The organism is Paraburkholderia sp. CI3 (genome assembly GCF_050436505.1).
Lineage (GTDB): Bacteria > Pseudomonadota > Gammaproteobacteria > Burkholderiales > Burkholderiaceae > Paraburkholderia > Paraburkholderia tuberum.
Genome location: NZ_JBNDMI010000001.1, coordinates 424,184 through 446,019, shown reverse-complemented (window position 1 = coordinate 446,019; position 21,836 = coordinate 424,184). Strand labels below are relative to the sequence as shown.

The following is a 21,836-nucleotide window of genomic DNA, read 5'->3' as shown; positions in this document are numbered from 1 at the left end:
TATACGCCGGGCATTGGAGATTGCGACAATGGCGCTCCCTGGAGCATATTGCGGTTATCGACTCGAGTCTGTCATGGCCGCATTCAGATCGGCTGCTCCATCGGGAAGAAGGGATAATGCCGGAGCACCTCGCGAACATTTCTGGCCAACCGGGATCGCATGATGAACAGTGAAATGAGAGGCGGCTGTCAGTGACGCCGCGGACCGCATCCAGTATCTGCAGCGATTGGCCGCCGACAATCAGGGCATCGGCTAAACGCTCGCAAAAGGGACAGGGATTCATGAGTACCAGGAACCACATCAGGTACCAGGCGAAAGAGGGTGATCAGCCCGGCTGGGATCTCTACACCGAGATTTTTGAGCCGGAGGACGTCGTGTATCTCGAGCTCAACGGAGTAGCCGCTGAGGTCACGATGCTCGGCAACATGGAGCGCGGCCCGGGCACGGTGCTGTTGCGCCTGCCGGTCGACACTGCGAAGCAGCTTGGTCTCGTGCCGCCGGACTGGGAAAATTCGGACTGGGGAAAAGGATAGGTCATGCGCGAATACCGGGACAGGACGGTGCAGGAGGTCGCGGCATGCACATGCGACCGCTGCGGCCGGCGCATGACGCCGGTTGACGATCAGTGGGAGTGGTACGAAAAGATGTCGCTCGATTGGCGTGGCGGCTTTGGCTCGATTTTCGGCGACGGCGCCCATGTGAGCCTTGACCTTTGCCAGCAGTGTGTCCGCGATACGCTGGGGCGTTGGCTTCGCGTCGATCCGCCGTCCGCACCGGATGGCTCAATGCAAGCCCTGAAGGGCGTCGTGCCCCGACCCAATGCGCCGGTATCTGTCGACAGGATGAATCCCGGGGAATTTCACGAGCGCGACTAGAGGGCTTACCGCCCCATGCGGCTCCGCGCGTCGCTCAGACTGCCGATCATGGATTGCCGTTTCTCACGGGGCATCCCGAACTCACCGTCGCGACACTCAGGCGGCTCGTTACCTTCGGTTGAACAGGTTAGCCTTATCGCTGAACGAGTCTCGTCGACCGCATCGCCGCCGGTGCGACGTTGGGAGTTCAAGCGCAGGTAACAAGATGGACCGGTCGTTCATGACGGCGCCTCAGAGGCAGCAGCTCGGCCATAGCGGCCGCTGGCGCAACCATCTGCCACCGGCGGCTATGGTCAGCATTGCTGACGTCGCAGGCGCGAGCAGTTTGAACGGCAGCGTCCCTCCAGCTGGAGCGGCGGCAGGCGACCCCAAACCAGAAGCTTGCGCCTCGCAGCAGCGGACGTCTGAGATCACACCGCTAGGGAATTCGGCAATACTATGCAGCTTCCGCGTGGCCACGACAACTTGCTGCTCCGGCTTCATGAAAAACCAACCCTTCGCGTGCGCCGAGGCGCCATGGCAGATGATGCTCCCCCTCGCGGGGCGCCGCGCCTGCCGCGGCACTGGGCCCGACAACAACGCTAGGCATCCGAATGCGACCACTTTTTACTATCCATGCGGGCGAATACATCGTTGGAGACTACATCGAACAGCGCTTTCCCGATCTAAGAGTTTGGATTCCCTCGAAAGATGAAGGCGTGGATTTGCTCGTGACAGACAAAGCTCATCGCATGGCAGTCTCATTGCAGATCAAGTTCTCAAAAGACCACCTGGCCACTGGACGGAATCGATATGCCACCGATGTGATTAAGTCCGGCGGCTGGTGGACCATCGACCCGGAGAAGATCGCTCGAAGTACGGCCGACTACTGGGTACTCGTCCTCTGCGAGTTCACTAGCAGAAGTTATGACTTTGTCATCACCGAACCTAAGGAACTCGCGCGCCGGTTCAAGCGCATCGCGCCGAACAAGGAGACAATACAGAGCTACTTCTGGGTGACTCGGCAGAAGGAGTGCTGGGAAACACGAAATCTAAGCAAAGAAGAACTGGGACAGGTTTGCGACGGCTCCTACAAGAACGACACCAGGCGGTTCACGCCTTTCCTAAATCGATGGCAGCCAATCGTGGATGCCTTGCGGGGCACTTGAATGTCACGTCTTAGAAGCGGTACCCAACGTCACCCTCTGGTCCGCTTCCATTCTGTAGCGAGCGCTGCGGCTTAGCGCGCCAGAAAAGGCGGGTATCCGGGAGCCACCCCTCAGCCGGTCGCTTCATGTCTTAACAGCTCACGACCAGGCGAATTCGAGTTCGTGATCGAGTTCGGGTTCGGGTTCGGGTTCGGGTTCGGGTTCGCGTTCGCACTATTGCGAACCAGGTTGTACCAAAGGAGAATAACTATGAGGCGGAACTGGCGTACCAAGAGAGGGGCAGTACTGGCTGTCTTGATCTATTATTTTTAGGATCTCCACATTGACGATATCATTGCGATAAAGCTCCTCGTCTGGGTCTGTTCCAAGTTCCAATAGCACCGAAGCAAATGTATTCGCACAGTTGGCATACGCCTGGATGCGACTTGTCAACGTTCTCGGCATATTGGGATAGGTGGTGTGCGTGATTATCTCGTCGCCGCAATCATTTAAGCCGGCATCTTGTCCGTGTTTACCCCAGTAAGCAAACCGCGTCGTGATACACGCGTCGGAATACTGCAATAATGGTAGTAGACGTTCGTTAACAATTCTATTTATCGAAACAACAACAGGATCGGATTTTCGGTCGTAACGTGTATGCCCGCTTGAATCGATCGGACCCGCTTGGTAAATCAAAAATGAAGATCCCGGAATAGCAGAATACGCGTGCGCAGCCGACTCCTGATAGAGTTTAAATGAATTGAGAAGCATTTCGCGCGGACTGTCATTGACTAACTCATTTAAAAGATGAGTCGCCGCCCCGGGAAACTCGAGGAGCGCTTTGTAGTTCTCAATCACACTTTGTCGCCTGCTAGATATTCGTGCAATGGCGTGTTCTTTCTCTGTGCTGAGGCTGTTATATTTGAACGTCAGCATCGTCCCCAGCAGACCTGTCAGGATGAATCCAACTATCGTAACAAATATGGGATGGCGACTGAAATGCTCCTTGCTTTTGGATTTGACAGCACCGTGTCGCGTATTTTCTCTCATTTTGATCTCCCATTGGTTTCTCTGGCACACCTGCAGCGATTTGCTTAAAACAGCATAGGTGATACAGTGCATTTTCAACTAGGGGTTGCTGCCGTACGTCGATGTTTCGACGTCAACGGTCGCATAGGATATATCCGGAAAATGGTCAATTGAGTTCCTACGCCTGACTGGAACGGGCGGCCGAAACCAGCGTCCGCGTCTCGGTTCGCCCGGCAATGTTCAGAGCCGAACGGACGAAGTCTGGGCTTGCGGTCGAATGGTTCTTTCTGTCAGTCTCTCGTGAAGGAAGCAACTGACGGTTCACTGCAAGTTGCAGGCGTTAAACCATGACAGCACAAAGCCGTCGCTGCGATGAGCGAACGTTCCGACTCGCAGCGAAGCCGACTGAGCGCGTACGATCGGCCGCGAACCGCCGTTCACATACGTCGGTGGCCGGTCGTTCAGGCTACGGTTCCGCCACGCATCCGGCTATCCGATTGTCACAAGCGCGCGCTCCTTTTCGGCCACAGCTGTCGTTCGTCTGTCGACGCGGACGTGCCTGCTTACAGCTGCTCGCCGGTCGTTCATCGAGGAGCGGCGGCGAACAGCCGCTACCGAGTTCAACGAACGCGTACTTTCGACCCCGAGCTGCCATTCCTCGTGGGACCCACAATGGCCGGTCGCAAGCCACAACGGCCTTTCCTGAGATGATTCGTCCGATCTCTTACCACCCATTAGACGATAATCGTGGCGCCAGCGAAAGTCCGCAATGTGTTCGGTTTCTAGGGCCGCAAACGGGTGCCGCTGCCAGCTACGGCCCTGGGATTCCCGCCACCGGGGGTCTATAATCAAGCACTTACGCTTTGCTTGCCGCTGTTTTGGCGCTCTGTCTCTCTATCGGGTGCGCCGCCCAACAGACTTGTGCTTCGCCTCGTGACATAGACCCCGGATGGCTTTCACTCGTCCCCCATTTGAGCGCGAGGGCAATGATGAGTCCCCGTCAGCACCTTCCGTCGGCCATCCTGTTAACGATCGCGTGTCTGTGCAGTCGATCGCGCAGGTCGCCACCGCCGAAACGCGATGCCTCGCGGACACTCACGCGGCCGTGTCGGGGAGGGGTGGCTATAGCATTCGAGGTGAGCGATGCGAGGGGGAACTCAAGAACTTCGTGGGGCTCACCGATGGCATCTCGTTGATCGGATATCACTCGGGAAACCTGTCGATCGACGTGCAGAGCGACACACCTCTGAAAATAGAAGCGATCGGCGACGCGTCCGGGCCGGTTTATATCCGGGCTTTGAGTGCCACCTCCGCCGGTCGATATCAGATGGACGAAGAAGTGGTTCCGCTGGGTCAACCGATCGACTGGCCGACCGGCGTATTGCGAAACGCCGTCAAACAGTCTTCAAACCGGGCGGTCGACCTTTCCACGCTTGCAGTAGCGGCGTGTTCAAACCGATGCGCAGATACAGCCGACACCACGTACTGGCCCGTGCGTTCCTTATCATCCAATACGGATGATCATCACGTCGCCTTGTTCGTTCGAAGCGGTGTGCCGGCCGAAAACGTTGTCGCGTTGATGAAATCGGACGATGGCACAACCGTCACGCTTACCGCCGATGGCGGGTTAAATGCGGACATCATCACGGAACTCCGCCTACCGCAGGAGACGAAGCCGGGGAAATATCACTTGATCGTGACGGCGTTTGAATCCGAAATCCATCGGCGTCTTTCGCCGTTGCTTGCCACGATCGTGGTACCCAAGGCAACAAAATGAATGAACGCTCGCGAGGTGCAGATCATCAAAGCGCGGCACCAGCATTTCGTGATACCGGTGCAAAAGCTACCGGTGAGCTACCAGGCAAAGCCGAGGGCAAACCGACGCGCGCACGCGTCGCAATGGCTCGTCGGATCCCGCTTCACTGGGCAAGATTCGGTTTCGTCGTCGCGGGTCTGATCCTGCTCCTGACCGGCGTCGCGATATATCTCGCGCTACCGGCCGGTGAGGCGGACTTTCGTCTTCATGCGACCACGTCTTTCGTCGCATTTCGGGCAACGTCAGCCTTCAATATCAACGTCGATGCACGCGAATGGAGAGCGACGATTGGCCCCTCGAACGCCCGGGGTCGCAGCCTGTCTTCAGTCGCGAGTAAAGCGACGAGCGAGCGCAAACCGGAAAGCTCTGACATTCTGACCATCGCAATCGGCCCGAATGACGTCGTAGAAATTCAGACGGATCCGCGGGTCCCAGCCGGCTTCGTGATCGCTCTGCCCGTACGGCCGGTGACCTTTTCCGTGCAGCCGGCCAGCGATGCCGCGCTTACCGGCCGCACAGACGATGGCCGTGAAACTCCCGTCAGTACGTCAGATCCGGTTCTCGAATGGAAGATCGGCGGCGCAAGCAGCGTCGCGTTGCACTTTACGCTGCCCTCCTGCGGCGCGCCAATGTCCACGGCAACTGCCATTCAAGAGGACGAGGCCGTAGCTTCGCCGCCCGCGCGTGCAATCTGCGCGCAGGATATTGGGCACCGCATGTCGGGCGGTCGCATGTCGGTCGATCAATTGGGATTTGGCACACCCGATATCAACGACGTCGATGCAGGACTGCTTGATGGCGGATTTCAGTTTCTCGACCATACGGCGAGCGAGCTCGTGCTGTATCGCGGCACGGACTTGCGAATCGGTGATGTCGATGCCGAACTCACCTCGCTCGAACTCAAGGAGAGCGGGATTGCGGTATTTGCGACAGGCAAGATCAAAGAGGCCGCGATCGTGGTGAAGACCCATGACGGTGTCACCGCGCACTCGATTATGCCGACGCGATTCGACCATCTAAAGGGCATGCCATGGATTGTGATAGGCACTACCGTTTTCGCGGTCGTCATCGGAGCCGTCGGGCTGCTTCTGTCGATTGCCGGCGTCATCCGACCGATCGCGCGGGCGCTCCATCGATTCTTTGGCCTCGACGAATCGGCGAGCCATCTGGAGTAATAAGCCGCCTTCTCGGTTTGCTGTTGCTGCTTGCATGTGCGTGGCCGGTACGCGCGCTCGACACGGTAGCCACTACGTATCAGAACGTCGTCGTCATGGTCGATGCATCGTTCGATCACTCGCAAGGCGAGATCGGCGCGGGCATTGTTATAGATGAGACACCCGTCAGAACCGTGATTGTCACGGCGCTCCACGTTGTCCAAAAGCGCGACACTGGGGAAATGGCTTCAAAGGTCGATATCGAATTCCGAACACTTCGCGGTGAGACGTTCTCGGGCAAGCTCAACGAGCACTACGTCGATTTCGACCTCGACCTGGCCGTGATATTTATCGACAGAACGGCTGGCGCAAACATGCCCACGGTATTGCCCGCAGATCGCGCCATACTTGCGGGCGGCGCGGTGGCTTCACGCAAGGCGACACCCGTGCAGATCGTCGGCGCAATGCGGGGCAAGCGCTGGGCGACGGGCGTTAGAACCGACAAGGTCGTGGCTGTCGAGAACAACGAGCTGCAGATCGAATCGGCCGATGCGGCAGCCGGCGGATCGGGAGGTGCGATTTTCGATTCGCTCGGGCGCCTGGTCGGCATGCCCGTGCACATGCAGCACGGCGTTCTCTTTGCGCTGCCGATGACGACCATCGCAACTCGACTCGACGACTGGGGCATCCCGATGGCCCTTTCGACAGCAGCGATCGGCAGTGGATCCGGTGACTTGCTCGCCGCCTATCAAGGCCGCGTATCGTTCGCAGTCACTTACTCGCCAGATCCCAAGATGGGTGACCTGTCCGTCAATCCAACGCCGCCATTCGGTAACAGTGTCCAGGCTGTCATGACACCCGACTTGCGGGCGTTGCAGCCCACGATCGACGTGACATATGAATTCCTGAACCGGAAGCAGGCTCTTTCGCTGTCGCCGCCTCACTATGTCGCGCGGGTAACGGAATGGCCTGCGTCCATTGATGCCCAATACTGGATCAGCTTTCGAGACGGTCGCAAGTTCGGGCCCATGCAGACAAAACTCGATTTCGAGTCGAGCGTCACGGCAACGGCGCATCGACTTGGCGCTAAGGCCTCGGAGAACCTGACCAATGGCATGAAGCAATTAGATCTCAATCGCATGATGGCCGAGCGCACCAGGCAGACCAATGCCGCGCAGTTGGCGGCGTTTAACGCCCAGCAACAGCAGAACAGGCAACAAATCCTGCAAGCAAACGACGAACGCAATCTGAAGGATGCCGAAAAGAACTTTTCGAACGCATCGATCCAGTGCTGGCGACCGGATGGCGGCAAAGGCGACTGGACCTGCAGCGGGTTAGGGTTTTCGGCTTATTTCGAGCATGTTGTTCATTCGTTGCGGATCGGTCCCGCGAGCGGCAACCTCGCCGATGCGCTGCCGCCGAGCGCTATGTCACTCGAGACACGTGTGTTTGGCGAAGCGATCACTCAGGCCATCGTGCGTATGCTGGGCGCGAACCGCAACGCCAGGGGTGTCTACATCCGAATAGAGTTGACGTCAGGACTCGTGCTGGGCCCGAAGCCGTTGTGTATACGGAAAGACACAAATTGTGTTCCGTCCACGAACACGGATACGGCGAATTGATTGGAGCCCACATTCCCCCGTTGCGAAAGTCACTTCGGCTTTTCCGACGCCGTCGATTCGCCAACTGACTATGAGATGTTACGTCGGCCTAGGGGCCAATCTGGCTTTCGAGTGACCGAACCTCGAAGTGAAAGGGACGATCATTCCCGGGTCGCGACCGGTTGAATCCGCCGCCGAGGTCCTGCCGGATGGACGACGTGCGCGCTTCGGCCTTTGCCGACGTTCGACGAGGCTCCCTTGGACGTCAGCAATATGACGGGTCGCCGACGGTGACGGCGTCGTGCAGCGGGACGACCGCTTCCGGCATCAGCGAACTCACACTCCCGACCCGGAGCGCTCTCTCGCACTTTGGCGGCGAATGTCCGCTGAGCTTCCACGGACCGGACGCTCACAGACGACGGTCCTTATCCGCTCATCGGCTTTTCATTCCGGCCCGAGCATCAGAGGAATGCCTATAATGTCAGCCTTTGTTTTGGGCTGGAGCTTACTCCCAGTCCGACCAGCCACTCATTGATAGTGGCGCCGATGACCTCAGGATGATCCTCCTGCAAGTAGTGAATTCCAGCGCCAAGCTCAACTACTCTGCAGTCGTTAAGTTTCTTCGAAAAACTCTCGGCGACGGTCGGCGAGACCAGAGAGCCCGGATTTGCAGTGAAAAGCAGCTTCGGATAAGACGACTGTGCTAGAGCACGATGTGCGTTCTCCAAGGTTAAGTACACGTCCGCCGGTTCTCCAGCGATCGGCAGTTCATTCGGGAAACGCCAGGTTGGTCGACGCGACTCGGGAGTTGGAAATGGTGCTCTGTAAACCGACATTTCCTCATCCGTCAGTTTTCGTACGGTTGCAGCGGGAAGAACCTGCTCTACGAATGCATTTCCTTCAAGAATCATCTTTTCACCCACGCCAGGCGTCCTGAACTTCTGAAAGGTTTCGCGTGCATCCGCGTGAAAATCCTCCCAGGTAGGCATTGGCCAGGTGAACTCCATAAAAGCAAGCCCCCGGATAAACTCCGGCCTTCGGGCAGCCAGGTGAAATGCCAGTGCGGTTCCCCAGTCCTGCGCTATGACAAATGTTGACGAGATTCCAGCGTTATCGAGGAACGCATCCAGGTATCGAACATGATCCGCAAACCGATACGCAATGTCCGGTTTTCCCGATTGACCAAACCCGATGAGATCCGGCGCGATGCAGTGCGCCACGGGTGAGACCAGGGGAATGATGTTCCGCCATATGTACGACGACGTTGGGTTTCCGTGCAGAAAAAGCGCGACCGGTGCTTCGGGATTTCCCGCTTCCCGATAGGCCATGGTGGAACCCAGCACATTCACTCGCGGCAATACAACGTCAGAAAGGACGATCATTTCTGCTCCTTGAATATGGTTTGGAAAACGATGTTCTTGAAGCGATCGAGGGCGGCAGGGCCGCGTTCCACCTTCATGCGAAGAATTGCGCCTTCCCAGGAAGCCAGGAGAAATTCGGCGAGATCCACCGGATCGAACGTTGAATCGATTTCACCGGCGGCTTGAGCCTCGGCGATGCACGAGGCAAATGGAGCACGCCATTCTTGGAATATCGCCTCGAGCCTTTCGCGCAAGAGTTCGCTTTGAGAGGCGGTCTCAAGACTGAAATCGCCGATCAGGCAACCGCGATTCCATTTGTCGTCTGCAAGCACGCGGCTGATGATGTCCAGATACCGCTTCAGTCGCTGCCGGGGAGTAAGTGACTTGTCGTTCAAAGCCTCTTTGACTAATCCCTTGGTGTGAGCAAAATAGCGGTCCAGCACTTCCTCCGCAAACGCCTCTTTGGAGCGGAAGTGATTGGTGAAGGAGCCGTGCGGAGCACCTGCCGCTGCGCAGATATCGCGCACACTCGCCCCTTCGTATCCCGACCGAAGCATCACCTGGAGGCCGGCAGCGAGAATGTCTTCACGAAATGATGGTTTGCTCATAATAGGAATACAGTCGTACGTATTCGCGTACAATACAGTCGTGCGTATTCGTGTGTCAAGTTCTAATTTAACCGCCCGAAGCCTGCCCATCGCAGGTACCGTCGCCCGGATGGAGCCGCATTAATTTGACCGGCAGCTACGCGTGGCACGGCTAGCGGGGCTTCCGGCCGTAGCAGACGATAGATCGGCACGCCAACGCCTTAGCAGTGGCAAGGATTCGTACAAATTGGCCGGATAAGCCGCACCTTCATCTCCAAGACGATTGGCTGATCGACGCCCGTTTGTCAGCCGTGGAACGGGCATTGCGAAATCCTGAGCTTAGTCTCAACCAGAGAGTCAGCCAGGGCTGAGGAGTGGCTTCCATTACGGGATCAAACGGCGGCTCGGCAACTCTTAAGCAGACATTCGCCAATGAATTGCGGAGGACCGTAGATGGCCGACTCCAGTCCACGATGCTCACTGCCCACGCTGCGCAGCAGGAAGATGGGTGGTGTTCTTCCAGGTAGACGAGCGCAACGTCTTGTGGCGCCGGGGCTGACTCGATGGCCCCGGGCTCGCCGCCCGTCACATCATTCCGCCGTTGCTGCCAGTACTGCCAGTGCCGGAAAAAGGTGCGGACGTCGCTGTAAGCGGATGGGCGAGACCCGCCGCGGACAGCAGCGAGACGGCGGCCTGATCGGGCATGCCATTGGCGTCGAGAGCCCCTGCTGCCGCTAGTGCGCCCAGGTCGCTGTCGACACCTATTTGGCCAACGGTAAAGGATGTCGTTAGAAACGCCGGTGCCGCCAGCGTGACCGCATAGCGCTGCTGTAGATTCGTGACGACTGCCGATTGCGCAGCCTGCACGTCGGCCGGGTTTGCCAGCACCTCCTGGAACTGTGAGTTGGTCGGGAAGCCCGCTATCAGACCGCTCTCGCTCGTGCCGAGTTGCGAAGCGATGTAGACAAACATCAGTTCGGTCTCTGGCGTCGTATTGAAGGTGCCGCCGGCAAATGCCACCGAATGCAGGCCAATGCCACCAGAGGTCACGGTGAGGATGCAGGGAGGCGTGGCATTGAACGTAATCGCGTATTGGCGAATTTTCATTAGTATAACTAAGTAGCGTGCGGTATATAAAATCCACTTGCAGACCGGAAAAGCGTCGTGAGGATCTGCTTAGGTGGGTGAGCTGTAAGACCGCAGGTTGTTGCACAACGATAGCGCTGATCCTGGAAAGTGCCGAATGACGTGCCTGGTGGATGCCGTGCCTAGTGCATGTCATGCATGTGCGCGATGCCGAGTTCACCGGCGAGCTGGGCGAGTCGTTTGTCCAAGGTCCAAAGTGACGCACCGGGAGTCATCAAAGTTGACGCAAGCAGCGTAAGGTCGCTGCTGCCGCAGCCTCGACCATAAAATTGTCTTGCCTCGATCAACTCCATCACCTCTGTCCATGTCGCGTGCGTCGCATGTTGCAGCAGCCCGATGTCGTGGAGCGTACGTGCGCGGGGTGCAGGCGGAGTGCCGCAGGCGAGTTCAACAAGCACGACTGGATGTGTGAGCGCCTGATCGCTGGTGATCAGTTGAACAAGTCTCGTATTCCCGCGACGGAAATGATCAACCCACACAGATGTATCGATGAGGACGCTCATTGAGCCGCAGGCTCCGAGCGGCGCCGCGGGATGTCGGGCATACCCGGCTCGGTGCCACCCAGGGACGCCAGACGCTTACCAGCCTGAACGCGAACAAACGTCTGCATCGCCACCCGAAACAGGTCGGCCTTATCCATGTCAGGGTCGGCGAGCTCAAGAGCGCGCTCGTAAAGGTTGTCGTCGATCGTAACAGTGGTGCGCATTTTGACTCCCGGTTGATGCTGAATCGCATCAATTATAGCATCAAATATTTAACGCTTCTTCCTGGGCGAAGGATGCAGCAGGCCGCACGGGAGTGTCGAGGGGCTGTGCTGCGTCGGAGGACTATTCCGCCATGGCACCCCGTTATACCTATTGCCGTGAGCCTGTCCCAGCATGGGGCGGCAGAGCAGCGAAGAAGGACGGAGCTATGCCTCTCGAACGTTGGCGGCTTCGGACCCCGTGATTCATGGCTGTAGCTGACGCTAGCCGGCCCTCCACGGCCGTTTGCGCGCCCCTGTCAAGTGGACATTGGAACGTCGGCTTCGCTCAGGTAACCGACCTTCCTCGACAATTATGTTCGATGCGTCCCTCGCTTTTTACCAACTTTCGCAACAGCGCTTTCAGAAACCCATAACGGAAGCGCAAAACCCCCGTGATCGTTCCCGTAATTTGCGGCCAGGACTGCCGAGGTGCGTTCAACAATTAGGGATGGATTTCATTTCGCATGCCGGTTGGCCGTAAACGGGGCATATGCGTCGTTGCACCGTCGAGCCGCGTGGGTCAAGCCCGCGCTGAGGACATGAAGATGACGCGCTCACCTACCGTTCTGTAGCAGACCTGACCATATCAACGAAACTGACGATCAAGCTTCCCGTGGCGTTCGCAGCCTCGCTATTTCTGATGTTCGCCGGTGCGATGTACGGACTTCATTCTCAGGATCAGTCGATTACGGCATACAACACCGTTGTCCGCGATAGCGTCGCCAACGAACGGGCAGTCACCAGCATACTGGTGACATTCAAGATGCAGGTTCAGGAGTGGAAGGACATTCTGCTGCGCGGCAAGAACCCCGCGAAGCTCACGAGCGGATGGGCGGCTTTCGAGCAGCAGGAGCGTTCCGTCCACGAGCAGACCGCCATGCTGCTGGCGAAACTGGGCGACGGCAGGAGCCGTAAGTTGGTGGAGCAGTTCGCCACTGCACATTCGATCATGGGTGCGGGTTACAGAAAGGGGCTTGAGGCCTTCAAGGCGGCGGCAGGTTTCGATCCCTCCGTGGGGCGCAGTATGCGTGCCGGTGTTCTGCGTCGGACTGTCGCCAGCCGATGCTGGCGGACGTCGCTTGAGCGAGGCGCTTCAGGAAGCGGTGGGGCGCAGCGATGTCCCCGCAGGCGGCGATCATCCCGCGCAGGAGTTCGATGGCATTGTCAGCGTCGGCGCGGGGGCGGTTTTTCATCTTGATGTGCTAAAAGCCGCATCGCTACAACGGAATGCATCTGGTGAAGCGCCAGGCGCAAATGCGAAAAAGCAGTTGTCGCTGGATCTGAACGAGGCGGGGTGATTTCGAAGCCAACGACGGCATGGTTGGCACAAGCAAGGGAGGTGTCTTATGCGACAGCGGAAGCTTGCACGAACGAGGGCATCGGAAGTCGGTCTGGTGGAACTGCTGGACCGGCTTGAATTGGCACTCACGGAGATGCCTGCACGCACATCGATTTGCAAGGCGCTGTCGGATCTGAACCGATGGCTTGGTTCAGCCGGAGAGAACTCCGTTGCGCGGGGCAGCCGATCCACATCGTCGCGCCGTCGGCGTGCAGCTTTACCCGCAAGTATCCCCGGCGGGTGGTCGCTGCGTCGTAATCGAATCGCACCCGGTAAGTGGCCGCGAGTTCTTCGGCGACTTCCTTTTTGCTGATGTTCACGGTCAGCGTGTTGCCGCCGCTACCACCAGAGGGATGGCGTACGAAAAAACCGAATCTTGAGAGCACCCGACTACGCGCGCACGGACGGCGGATCGAGTCGGAAATCATGCCGCGCGACAATACGCAGGGGTAACCAGCCACCTGCACTTTTTGATATCCGCTGAACGCGCCGCGCCGAACGCCGATCAGTCCTCGATCGGCTCACGGGAAAGCCCAGGAAAATCATGCTCGTCGAACACAACCTCGACAGCATCTACGAAGGGGATCCGCGATTGAGCAGAGGACCTTCTGGCGAAGCTGCGTCAGGCGGCGGCACGTGCGATTCAATCGCTCGCGCAACGGTTGAAGACGGAACTGTTGCGCAGCTTCGGCACCGCTGTCCGCGCAGCAGGCGCTTCGCACCTCAAGGGCTTGCCGCGTTGAGAGGACGAGGCAGCGACGCCCGCGGCGACCCGCTCGTATCAGGTGGTCGAAATTGAGCGCGCTTATTGAGGCGCTTTACTCAGCGCTTTCCAAACGACTTTTGCGGCGGTCCGAAATGCGTCCAGATCAGGCGCGTTATCTCCAGCTCGACGGAGAAAAACGACCAGGCCCTGCAAGTGCGAGACGAGCAAAGCACCTCGGAGCGCGCATTCCCCAGACGTCAGCGCGGGGTTTATTTTCGCAACAAGCCCCGCAAAGATTTCCTGGAATTCTCCCGTGATTTCCGCCGTCAAATCGCGCGCAAAATCCTCATGCTCGGCCAAACTCCACGATTCGAGGGCGAAGGCGCTTGTGCTGGTGCCAGGCCGCGTCAGAGCAGCAAACGCCTCGTCGATGATCGCGTCGAGGCGGGCTTCCGGCGATCGAAGCTTATCCTTGGCGAGCGTTCGATAAAGCTCAAGGTAGCGGTTGGCCATCGCTCTCATCGTGGCTCGCAACAGGTCTTCCCGGGTACCGAAATAGTGCTGCAAGGTGCTCAGGCGAATACCCGCATCGCTCGCCACACGGCGTTGGGTGAACCCCGCGTTACCTTCGGTAGCGAAAACGCTGATCGAGACCTCGAGGATCTCCGGCACGCGGGTTGTTCTGTTGCCTCGCCGCCTGGGCTCGGCTGGCGCGCTCGAGCCGAGCATTTCCGCCGATGTGATCGTCATTTCTTTCATCTGCGCCCAACTCCTCAGTGACGGGTTTTCTCCGCAGGACAGTTCCTTCCGGCCGCCCAAATGGTGCGCCCGACTCAGCTCGCGCTTGGCTCAAGAGGTGATTCCTCAGTCAGTGTCTCCGGGCCGCCGGGAAGCGGAAGCAGCCGTCCCTTCCTGTCATTCGACCTAAGTATGGTAGGTCAAGAAACCAATTAAGCACAGTTAACATAATGCCCAGTACCGGCTTAACGACCAATTGCTTGGGTCTGACCAACCGAGCAGTTGCTAAATCCCCGTACTTATTGGTATTTCTCCCCTCGTTACTGGTCTTGATTATTGGTCTAACGACCGCTAGTATTTGGTCATAAGACCTATTTCAGCAGCTCTGGTTGCTGAATGCGTCGAGGCGGCTGCCGTAGTCAAGGAGAAGCTGACGTGTTGATGTCCTACCCCCTGCGCGAGTTGCAAACTGCGATCTGGGCGCCGTTCCTTCCCTGGCTGCAGGCCACCGCCAGCTTCCTTGCAGGTTCCGGCAACGCCGCTTCCGCGCTGCCCACCAGTCAGCTCGTGGCCGGCTGCGAGCTGTTGGCGCGGCTCTGCAAGCGCTACCCGAAACCGGAATTCGGCCTGACCGACGCCGTCGTCGAGGGTCAGCAGGTCGCGGTGACTGAAACTGTCGTGCTGGACCAGCCGTTCTGCCGGCTGCTGCATTTCGAGCGCGCCACGCCCCACAGGCATCCCGTCGCGCTGGTCGTCGCGCCCCTGTCGGGCCATCACGCGACGCTGCTGCGTGGCACCGTGGCGGCGATGGTGCAGGATTTCGACGTCTACATCACCGACTGGCGCGATGCCCGCACGGTTCCGCTCGCCGAGGGCGCCTTTCACCTGGACGACTACGTCGCGTACCTGCGCGAATTTCTGCGTTTCCTGGGACCGGACGTTCATGTTGTATCGGTCTGCCAGTCGACCGTGCCGGTGCTCGCCGCTATTTCGCTGATGGCGACTCATGGCGAGACGACGCCGAGAAGCATGACGCTGATCGGCGGCCCGATCGACGCGCGTCGCGGCCCGACGACCGTCAACGAATTCGCCGTCAGCAAACCGCTCGACTGGTTCGCACGCGAACTGATCGAGACCGTGCCGGGTAACTATGCCGGTGCCGGCCGCCAGGTGTATCCCGGCTTCCTGCAGCACGCGGCCTTCGTGGCGATGAATCCCGAGCGCCACCTGGATTCGCACGTGCGCTACTACTGCGACGTGGCAGCCGGCAACAGCGAAGCGGCCGACGCGCATCGCCGCTTCTACGACGAGTACAACGCCGTGCTCGACATGGCGGCCGAATACTATCTGGAAACGGTTCGGGTGGTCTTTCAGGAGTTCTGCCTGGCGCGCGGCACCTGGCAGGTGCGCGGCGAACACGTCCGCCCGGGCGCCATCAAGGCCACTGCACTAATCACCGTCGAAGGTGAGCGGGACGACATCTGCGGGCGGGGCCAGACCCACGCGGCTCACGATCTGTGCACGGGACTCGACGCGTTGCTCAAACACCGGGTGACGGCCCGCGGCTGCGGCCACTACGGGATTTTCTCGGGCCATGCCTGGCGCACCGCGATCTATCCGCAACTTCGTGACCTGATCTATCAGCACGAATCGCACGTCAGCAACGAATCGGCGGCCGACTTGCACACCGGTGTCCTCGAGGACGTGGCGGCCTGACGGCGCACGGCAAGGGGCGCGCCCGATCAACGGCCATGGGGTTGAAGGAGCAGCAGATGAACACCGATCAGAAGTCCTTGCGATGGTTGATCGACAAATGGCTGGCGCCCACGCCGGCCATGCCGGTCCGCCTGACCCGATACGGTCGTGCAAACTCGAGCCACAGACGCTGCGTGCGCGTGGAGTCGTTGCGAACGACCGGCTCGCTGGCCATTTTCTTCTTTCGGCACGATGACGGATCGTGGCGCGTGTTCCCGCCCGCGTCCAGGCGGCCAGTGATGCATGCCTACCCATGAACTGGATAGACAGACCTGCCACGTCAGCACGGGAAGTCTGGCCGGCCTGGTCGGCCGTGTGATAACGCGGCGGGCTCGCATTTTTAGTACAAGCCGCGGTTTCGCGTTACGGACGTCTGGAATCGCCCGGTCTTAAATGCTGCCTGGTGCTCGCCATATTTGCGGATGGCGAGCGCCAAGGAGATCCTGCCTCGGAGGGGACTGCGATGAAACGGCGTGCGGGAGGTGTTGGAGTAGTGGGGGGCGGTGGCCGTTGTGAGGGTCCTGGCAGTATGACGAGCTTGGGACCTGTCCAATGAGCAGGTATTCGAAGCGCACTGCGCTTATCACACGTGGAACTGCATGTTTATCGTCGCGTTCCCGGCTGGGCACTTTCCTATGTTCCCAGGAGTTCATCGAGACTAGTAGAGATCGTGGGCCGGATCCTGCTGGCAAGGCAATGCCGGCATCAGGTCGGACCGATTTCTGTTTGAGGAACCCGGTCTTGCTGGATGCTGGGAGGTCCGCGATGCGTGCTTACCGGCTTGCGGCGTGAGCGATGGGTCGATAGTCGGGCGATCTGAGGAGAACGCAATGAACATCCCGGAACTGGCGGGGAATGCCGGAATGCTGGTCGTACTTGATGGCAGGATCGGTTGCACCGACTACCGAAGCGTCCATGGAACCCTGGATGCGTTTCAGCGTTTTGTTCATGCGTTGGAGTCCGCATTGATGAATGGTGACGAGTCCGATTGGTCTCGGTGTCGGGGAGGCCTGTGCGCGGAATCTTCGTCATCCTGAAAACATGATGCCGGAGCGCCACCAGGGAGGCCCTCACGCTGACCTGGAATGCGCATATGAGCGCTGGCCATGAAACCGGAGCGGGTGCAGGACATGCTGGTTCCGGATCGTGAGCAAGCTCGATTGAGTGGAGCGACTGATGAAGGTTTCCGCAATCTACGCATGGGTAACGGTGCTTACTGCTATCGCCGCGGGGCTCGCTTCGGGCTCGTCCTACGCCTACGCGCTCGATCCGCAACTCGACTGTAGATCGAACGCACACGCGTTCATCGCCCCGCTGCTAAAGAGCCAGTATATCGATCCGAATCCGATGCGCGTCGAAGCAAACTCGGTCAACGCATTTCGACCGGCGCACGGCAGCAAGTTGACGGCATTTGGCTTTCCCGTCTACGCCGTCCTAGGGTATGAACACGACGATGCACTGTTCAAACGCGGAGATGGCCGGCCCGTCCCGGACTCAGCCTATGGGGTGGTAGTAATCGGCCCCACCGAGTCAGTAGAAGCGCACGCGCGCCAGACCGGCAGCGGCGCTGTCATTCATCAAGTTGTCCCCCTCTTGCTAACGGCCATTTTCTGCAGCGGACCGTGACGCGCTCAGCGGTGCCGTCATGCATGCAGTGGGATGGTGCGTATTCCACGCAAAGAGAACAGCCATTCCACTGCAAAGTGAATCGTGATTCCACGGCAAAGAGAACAAGGATTCCACACCATCGCGAACAAACTGAGCGCAGCGACGCGGGACCTTTGCCTTTTTACTCGGACTGCTGCTTCGCGGTCAATCGGCTACGCGTCTTGCGCAGTGATTCGCCCGCGAGGGTGATGCGATGTGCGTTGTGCACGAGCCGGTCGAGGATCGCGTCGGCGACGGTCGGCTCGCCGATCGCTTCATGCCAGTGATCCACTGGAATCTGGCTGGTGGCCAGCGTGGATCGGTGTCCGTGCCGGTCATCTAGTACTTCCAGCAGGTCGCGCCGCGCGGAATCGGTCAGCGGCGCCATTGCCAGATCGTCGAGAATCACAAGATCCGTCTTGGCCAGTTGTGCAAGCCACCGCGCGTAGCGCCCGCTGCCGTGTGCGATCGCCAGTTCCTCGTTCAGTTTCGGCACGCGCAGATAGCAGGCGGAGAACCCCTGACGGCACGCCTGGATAGCGAAGGCGCAACCCAACCAGCTCTTGCCGAGCCCAGTCGGGCCAACCACGATCAGGTTCTGCCTCTCCCGAAGCCACTCACCGGTCAGCAGTCGGGCGGTGAGTGCCCGGTCCAGGCCGCGGGCGGTGCGATAGTCGATGTCCTCGGGCGAAGCGTCGGGGACCTTAAGTCTGGCCCGGCGCAGCCGGGCCGCCGTTTGTCGCGAGTCACGTTCACTGGATTCACGCTCGACCAGCAGCCCCAGACGTTCTTCAAAGCCCAGCCGGTCAATGCCGTCCTGGGACTGTTGTTCGGCAAGCGCCGCCGCCATGCCGGGCAGGCGCAGCGCGTGCAGTTTGTCGACAGTGGGATGTTGCAGCATAACGACTCCCTTTCAATGATAGTAAGACGGCCCGCGCACGTTGGCGTGCATGAGCGGCAGGTCAGCTTGGGCGGGAGCCGCTTCGGGCTCCCGGTCCAGGCCGTTCTTCAGCGTCGAGGCAATGAACTTGTAGTTCGGCGCTTTCAGATCGATGGCGCGGCGGCAAGCGGCTTCGAGCCGGTCGCGCCCGTAGTCCTTGCCCATGCGCAGCACGCCCACGCAGGTTCGATAGGATTGCTGCGGGTGCTTGCGGGCGCCCAGCAGGTGCTGGATGACGGCCGCCGTATGCGGACCGACGTCGGCGGCCCAGTTGCGCAGCCGCTGCGGATCCCAGCCTTTCGCGACAGCCAGGTGCTCGGGTGGCATGTGCGCGTCGATCGTGGTGTGGTGGCGAGGTCGGGCGCTTTTGCCGTGGGCGGCAATGCGTTGGCCACGATGGAAGATTTCGACGGTGTTGGCCGTGTGACGCATGTCGACCTGCTCGCGCGCGTAGCGGTACGGCACCGAGTAGTAGTGCTGATCGAGCTCAACGTGGTAGTCCGGGCCGACGCGTGCAACCTTCCATTCCGCGTACTGATACGGCCGCTCGGGCAACGGCCTGAGCGCCGGGCGATCGATCTCGTCGAAGACGCTACGGCGGGATCCGGGCAATTTCTTGAAGGGCCGGTTGTTCAGATCGGTCAACAATGCGGCGACCGCCCGGTTGGCCCCGTCCAGACTGAAGAAGCGCTGATTCCGCAGGCGGGCGAGGACCCATCTCTGCACCAGGAGAACCGATAACTCTGCTTTCGGCTTGTCTCGCGGTTTTTTACTGCGAGCCGGGATCACAGCCACGGAGTAATGCCTGGCCATTTCCTGGTAGGTCGGATTGATGTCCGGATCGTAGAAGCCAGGCTTGTGGACGCCCGATTTCAGGTTGTCAGGCACCAGGATTTCGACCAGGCCGTCATAGAACGCGAAGGCGCGCACGTGCGAGCCAATCCAGTCTGGCAACTGCTGGGTCCAGGTGAGTTCCGCGAAGGTGAAGCCGGACACGCCGAGCGCAGCGACGAACAACTCGGCCTCGCGGATTTCACCGGTGTCCGGGTTGATGATGCCGAGCTTCTTGCCCGAGTAGTCGACGAACAGCTTCTGGCCCGGCACGTGCGTCTGCCGCATCGTGACCGGCAGCCGCTGCGCCCATTCCTGGTAGGCCTTGCAGAACCAGCTGTAGCCGCAGCCGTCCGGATGCTGCGCCTTGTATTCCTGCCACAGCAGATCAAGCGTAACGCCTTTCCTGCCGATCTCGCGATGCACCGTCGGCCAGTCCGGCATGCCGCGCGTTGGCTCGCGCCGCGCCGGCGGCGGATACAGCCTAGCCTCGAGCGCCGCGTTGTCCGTCAGCAGTTCCGCTGGCAGCGGCCAGCCCAGCCCTGCCAGCCGCGTGCGGCGCAGGTAATGCCACACCGTTGTTGTCGAGGCGCCGACCGCGTCGGCGATCTCCCTCTGGTTGCGGTCGCACTCGAAATGCAGCCGCAGCACTTCCCTGAGTTTGCGCATGGTCAACCTGACATTTGCCATTCGGCACTCCCGACAAAACCGTCGATCGTGCCACCGTTGACCCGCGTCGCCGCCACCCCGAAATCCTGTTCGCGATGGCGTGGAAACCCTGTTCTTTTTGCCGTGGAATCGGCATTAACTTTGCCGTGGAATTCGTGTTCTTTTTGCCGTGGAATCCCTGTTCACATTGGCGTGGAATATTCAGGATGGCGTTGTTACATGAGTGTTTGCGTCGCAGTAGTGCGATCAACGGGCCTTCCGGCGTTGTCAACTTGACGTGGACCGCATGAGTTTTGCCGCTAACGTATGGCATGCTCATTAATGTTCACGGTTGGGGCTTCGACAATTGTCCACCGCTGTCAGGCGGTGAGTCGCGCCTCAAGTTCGTTTCGATGGCACGATGCGTTCATCCGGTGTCTGGGTAATGCGAAGTGCTGACGGAAGGTAACCCTCTTACTGTCCGAGCGCGCCAAACCTTCAAACACTGCTGCCGCTCGACGTTGGCTGTTCAGGTCGCCGTCACCTTCTTCGCAGGCGGCTTGAGGGTTGCCCCGAGGGGAATCTCGCCGAATTCCAGATAGCGCCATAGCGCGACCGCCAGACGTCTGGCAAGTGCCACAATGCCGATGCGTCGCATACGCTTGCCACCGCCTGCAAAGCGCTCGTTGAACCAGTCGCTTAGCTGGCTGCTGCGCTGGAAGCGCAACCAGCTCCACGCCAGTTCCACCATCAGCCATCGGGCTCGCTTGTTGCCGATCTTGCTGATGCCCTGCTCAACTTCACTGGTACCGCTGGCATAGGGCGTCGGGGCCAGACCCAGGCAGCCGGCCACTTCACGGCGGTTGTGAAACTGTCGCCAGCCGAACAGTTCCCTGACCAGGACCCAGGCACTGCCCGTTCCGATACCCGCGAGGTGCGCGAGCCGCGCAATCGCGGGTTGCACACCGCTGCGCACCTCATGCTGCTGCTGTACCTCGAGCGTCCTGATCTGCCTGGCAGCCAGCGACAGCCGCTCACATTCGCGCTCGATCTCGGCGCGCAGGGCTGGCAACAGCTGAGTGGTGTGCTCGGCCCACCAGTGCGCCCACGCGCGGCCACCGATTCGCTCGGGCCGCAGGTTGTGGAGTACCAGCAGCGAGCGGATGCGGTTGCTATGGGCAGTGCGCTCCTGGCGCAGGCGTTCGAGTTCACGGTGTACCCGCCGCTCATCTTCCTGTTCGGGAGTCGGGATGCGCGCGACCGCCCACACCCGGCGTTCACCAGCGTAGTAACGCATCAGCATCGACAGCAGCTTGTCGCTGTCAAGCCGATCAGTCTTGGCGCGACGTCTGCGCCGGTTCACTTCGATACTGGCTGAATCCACCACCAGGTTCGTGATCTGATGTGCTTCCAGGCAGCGGTGCAGCCAGAAGCCGTCACGCCCGGCTTCATAACAGCTGCGCACCGGAGCATCGGTGGCCAGATGACAGCGCGCCTTGGCCTTTGAAATCGCCGTGAAGACTGCGGCCGTATCGCCAGCGGCCACTGTGCAGCGGCTCGGCGCGCGCACCCCATCGCCCAGCGAGAGTTTCCAGCTCCTGTCACCCAGTTCGAAGGCGACATACAGCGAACCGGTGATGGTTGTATCCTGCCCGTGAAGAGCCGTGCGAGGCGCATTCATTTGCGTACTCCTCTTGGAAAACAGGGTTTGTGGCTCCCGTTTTACACCTGAGGCTTCACTCGTGCTGCCCGCATAGTATCTAGGGCTCGAACGCAACAAAAAATTCATCT

The 21,836-nt window shown here is 59.6% G+C and carries 21 protein-coding genes and 1 pseudogene; 10 read left to right on the top strand and 12 right to left on the bottom strand.

Annotated features, from left to right (window positions below; translation table 11 throughout):
• Positions 1-281: 281 nt before the first annotated feature.
• The 3 genes from OKW29_RS02025 (at position 282) to OKW29_RS02015 (ending at position 2,023) form a co-directional block, all read left to right on the top strand.
• The gene (locus tag OKW29_RS02025; RefSeq protein ID WP_429289785.1) at positions 282-533 is read left to right on the top strand and encodes a hypothetical protein; all 252 of its coding nucleotides are present in this window, start codon (positions 282-284) and stop codon (positions 531-533) included.
• Between the two features lie 72 nt (positions 534-605).
• A complete protein-coding gene (locus tag OKW29_RS02020) occupies positions 606-875 on the top strand; it encodes a hypothetical protein (protein ID WP_429289784.1) in 270 nt (89 codons plus the stop codon).
• Between the two features lie 593 nt (positions 876-1,468).
• Complete coding sequence (locus OKW29_RS02015) at positions 1,469-2,023, top strand: hypothetical protein (protein ID WP_429289783.1); 555 nt, start codon at positions 1,469-1,471, stop codon at positions 2,021-2,023.
• 213 nt (positions 2,024-2,236) lie between these two features.
• Here OKW29_RS02015 and OKW29_RS02010 read toward each other — a convergent pair whose 3' ends face one another.
• A complete protein-coding gene (locus tag OKW29_RS02010) occupies positions 2,237-3,052 on the bottom strand; it encodes a hypothetical protein (RefSeq protein WP_429289782.1) in 816 nt (271 codons plus the stop codon).
• A gap of 928 nt (positions 3,053-3,980) precedes the next feature.
• Here OKW29_RS02010 and OKW29_RS02005 point away from each other — a divergent pair.
• From OKW29_RS02005 to OKW29_RS01995, 3 genes are read left to right on the top strand one after another with little or no spacing between them, the layout of a single operon-like run.
• A complete protein-coding gene (locus tag OKW29_RS02005; protein WP_429289781.1) occupies positions 3,981-4,808 on the top strand; it encodes a hypothetical protein in 828 nt (275 codons plus the stop codon).
• Positions 4,805-6,022 carry a hypothetical protein gene (locus tag OKW29_RS02000; RefSeq protein ID WP_429289780.1) on the top strand — a complete coding sequence of 406 codons (1,218 nt, stop codon included), beginning with the start codon at positions 4,805-4,807 and terminating at the stop codon, positions 6,020-6,022. The genes OKW29_RS02005 and OKW29_RS02000 overlap by 4 nt, the downstream gene beginning before the upstream one ends.
• Before the next feature lie 17 nt (positions 6,023-6,039).
• Positions 6,040-7,623: a S1 family peptidase gene (locus OKW29_RS01995; RefSeq protein WP_429289779.1), complete on the top strand. Its 1,584-nt coding sequence runs from the start codon at positions 6,040-6,042 to the stop codon at positions 7,621-7,623.
• Positions 7,624-8,075: 452 nt separating this feature from the next.
• On the opposite strand, the gene OKW29_RS01990 is transcribed toward OKW29_RS01995, so the two are convergent.
• From OKW29_RS01990 to OKW29_RS01970, 5 genes and pseudogenes are all read right to left on the bottom strand, one after another.
• Positions 8,076-8,984: a haloalkane dehalogenase gene (locus tag OKW29_RS01990; protein ID WP_429289778.1), complete on the bottom strand. Its 909-nt coding sequence runs from the start codon at positions 8,982-8,984 to the stop codon at positions 8,076-8,078.
• Entirely contained in the window at positions 8,981-9,571 is a 591-nt protein-coding gene (locus tag OKW29_RS01985) for a TetR/AcrR family transcriptional regulator (RefSeq protein ID WP_184040704.1), read from the bottom strand. Before OKW29_RS01985 ends, OKW29_RS01990 begins: the two co-directional genes overlap by 4 nt.
• Positions 9,572-10,135: 564 nt before the next feature.
• Positions 10,136-10,642: pseudogene (locus OKW29_RS01980) on the bottom strand (hypothetical protein); the annotation flags it as partial.
• A gap of 176 nt (positions 10,643-10,818) precedes the next feature.
• Positions 10,819-11,199 (bottom strand): type II toxin-antitoxin system VapC family toxin, encoded by a 381-nt coding sequence (locus OKW29_RS01975; RefSeq protein ID WP_429289777.1) that lies wholly within the window; start codon positions 11,197-11,199, stop codon positions 10,819-10,821.
• Complete coding sequence (locus OKW29_RS01970) at positions 11,196-11,402, bottom strand: type II toxin-antitoxin system VapB family antitoxin (RefSeq protein WP_018420240.1); 207 nt, start codon at positions 11,400-11,402, stop codon at positions 11,196-11,198. Before OKW29_RS01970 ends, OKW29_RS01975 begins: the two co-directional genes overlap by 4 nt.
• Before the next feature lie 1,118 nt (positions 11,403-12,520).
• On the opposite strand from OKW29_RS01970, the gene OKW29_RS01965 reads away from it, so the two are divergent.
• A complete protein-coding gene (locus OKW29_RS01965) occupies positions 12,521-12,739 on the top strand; it encodes a hypothetical protein (protein ID WP_429289776.1) in 219 nt (72 codons plus the stop codon).
• A gap of 127 nt (positions 12,740-12,866) precedes the next feature.
• On the opposite strand, the gene OKW29_RS01960 is transcribed toward OKW29_RS01965, so the two are convergent.
• Both OKW29_RS01960 and OKW29_RS01955 read right to left on the bottom strand, forming a co-directional pair.
• On the bottom strand, positions 12,867-13,208 hold the full coding sequence (locus OKW29_RS01960) for a hypothetical protein (protein ID WP_429289775.1): 342 nt from the start codon (positions 13,206-13,208) through the stop codon (positions 12,867-12,869).
• A 377-nt stretch (positions 13,209-13,585) separates the two neighbouring features.
• Complete coding sequence (locus OKW29_RS01955; protein WP_429289774.1) at positions 13,586-14,245, bottom strand: TetR/AcrR family transcriptional regulator; 660 nt, start codon at positions 14,243-14,245, stop codon at positions 13,586-13,588.
• A gap of 420 nt (positions 14,246-14,665) precedes the next feature.
• Between OKW29_RS01955 and OKW29_RS01950 the strand changes: the two genes are divergently transcribed.
• Positions 14,666-15,940, top strand: a complete 1,275-nt coding sequence (locus OKW29_RS01950) for a polyhydroxyalkanoate depolymerase (RefSeq protein WP_429289906.1) — start codon at positions 14,666-14,668, stop codon at positions 15,938-15,940.
• A gap of 56 nt (positions 15,941-15,996) precedes the next feature.
• Positions 15,997-16,236 carry a hypothetical protein gene (locus OKW29_RS01945; protein ID WP_090812650.1) on the top strand — a complete coding sequence of 80 codons (240 nt, stop codon included), beginning with the start codon at positions 15,997-15,999 and terminating at the stop codon, positions 16,234-16,236.
• A 516-nt stretch (positions 16,237-16,752) separates the two neighbouring features.
• Here the strand turns inward: OKW29_RS01945 and OKW29_RS01940 are convergent.
• The gene (locus OKW29_RS01940) at positions 16,753-16,929 is read right to left on the bottom strand and encodes a hypothetical protein (protein WP_429289773.1); all 177 of its coding nucleotides are present in this window, start codon (positions 16,927-16,929) and stop codon (positions 16,753-16,755) included.
• Between the two features lie 226 nt (positions 16,930-17,155).
• Between OKW29_RS01940 and OKW29_RS01935 the strand changes: the two genes are divergently transcribed.
• A complete protein-coding gene (locus tag OKW29_RS01935; protein ID WP_429289772.1) occupies positions 17,156-17,605 on the top strand; it encodes a hypothetical protein in 450 nt (149 codons plus the stop codon).
• 163 nt (positions 17,606-17,768) lie between these two features.
• Here OKW29_RS01935 and istB read toward each other — a convergent pair whose 3' ends face one another.
• The 3 genes from istB to OKW29_RS01920 all read right to left on the bottom strand — a co-directional run bounded on the left by istB (position 17,769) and on the right by OKW29_RS01920 (position 21,726).
• Entirely contained in the window at positions 17,769-18,527 is a 759-nt protein-coding gene (gene istB / locus OKW29_RS01930) for an IS21-like element helper ATPase IstB (protein ID WP_342960893.1), read from the bottom strand.
• Positions 18,528-18,539: 12 nt separating this feature from the next.
• Complete coding sequence (gene istA, locus OKW29_RS01925; RefSeq protein ID WP_429289771.1) at positions 18,540-20,087, bottom strand: IS21 family transposase; 1,548 nt, start codon at positions 20,085-20,087, stop codon at positions 18,540-18,542.
• A 487-nt stretch (positions 20,088-20,574) separates the two neighbouring features.
• Positions 20,575-21,726, bottom strand: coding sequence for an IS110 family transposase (locus OKW29_RS01920; protein ID WP_429289770.1), 1,152 nt, complete (start codon positions 21,724-21,726; stop codon positions 20,575-20,577).
• Positions 21,727-21,836: the final 110 nt, after the last annotated feature.

Bases quoted from the DNA above. Each gene is read 5' to 3' on its own strand.
- OKW29_RS01935 (WP_429289772.1), top strand. From the start codon at position 17,156: ATGAAGGTTTCCGCAATCTACGCATGGGTAACGGTGCTTACTGCTATC.
- OKW29_RS02010 (WP_429289782.1), bottom strand. From the start codon at position 3,052: ATGAGAGAAAATACGCGACACGGTGCTGTCAAATCCAAAAGCAAGGAG.
- OKW29_RS01950 (WP_429289906.1), top strand. From the start codon at position 14,666: ATGTCCTACCCCCTGCGCGAGTTGCAAACTGCGATCTGGGCGCCGTTC.
- OKW29_RS01985 (WP_184040704.1), bottom strand. From the start codon at position 9,571: ATGAGCAAACCATCATTTCGTGAAGACATTCTCGCTGCCGGCCTCCAG.
- OKW29_RS02005 (WP_429289781.1), top strand. From the start codon at position 3,981: ATGGCTTTCACTCGTCCCCCATTTGAGCGCGAGGGCAATGATGAGTCC.
- OKW29_RS01940 (WP_429289773.1), bottom strand. From the start codon at position 16,929: ATGAACAAAACGCTGAAACGCATCCAGGGTTCCATGGACGCTTCGGTA.
- OKW29_RS02015 (WP_429289783.1), top strand. From the start codon at position 1,469: ATGCGACCACTTTTTACTATCCATGCGGGCGAATACATCGTTGGAGAC.
- OKW29_RS01975 (WP_429289777.1), bottom strand. From the start codon at position 11,199: ATGAGCGTCCTCATCGATACATCTGTGTGGGTTGATCATTTCCGTCGC.
- OKW29_RS01970 (WP_018420240.1), bottom strand. From the start codon at position 11,402: ATGCGCACCACTGTTACGATCGACGACAACCTTTACGAGCGCGCTCTT.
- OKW29_RS02020 (WP_429289784.1), top strand. From the start codon at position 606: ATGACGCCGGTTGACGATCAGTGGGAGTGGTACGAAAAGATGTCGCTC.
- OKW29_RS01920 (WP_429289770.1), bottom strand. From the start codon at position 21,726: ATGAATGCGCCTCGCACGGCTCTTCACGGGCAGGATACAACCATCACC.
- OKW29_RS01990 (WP_429289778.1), bottom strand. From the start codon at position 8,984: ATGATCGTCCTTTCTGACGTTGTATTGCCGCGAGTGAATGTGCTGGGT.
- OKW29_RS01955 (WP_429289774.1), bottom strand. From the start codon at position 14,245: ATGAAAGAAATGACGATCACATCGGCGGAAATGCTCGGCTCGAGCGCG.
- istA (WP_429289771.1), bottom strand. From the start codon at position 20,087: ATGGCAAATGTCAGGTTGACCATGCGCAAACTCAGGGAAGTGCTGCGG.
- istB (WP_342960893.1), bottom strand. From the start codon at position 18,527: ATGCTGCAACATCCCACTGTCGACAAACTGCACGCGCTGCGCCTGCCC.
- OKW29_RS01960 (WP_429289775.1), bottom strand. From the start codon at position 13,208: ATGATTTCCGACTCGATCCGCCGTCCGTGCGCGCGTAGTCGGGTGCTC.
- OKW29_RS02025 (WP_429289785.1), top strand. From the start codon at position 282: ATGAGTACCAGGAACCACATCAGGTACCAGGCGAAAGAGGGTGATCAG.
- OKW29_RS02000 (WP_429289780.1), top strand. From the start codon at position 4,805: ATGAATGAACGCTCGCGAGGTGCAGATCATCAAAGCGCGGCACCAGCA.
- OKW29_RS01945 (WP_090812650.1), top strand. From the start codon at position 15,997: ATGAACACCGATCAGAAGTCCTTGCGATGGTTGATCGACAAATGGCTG.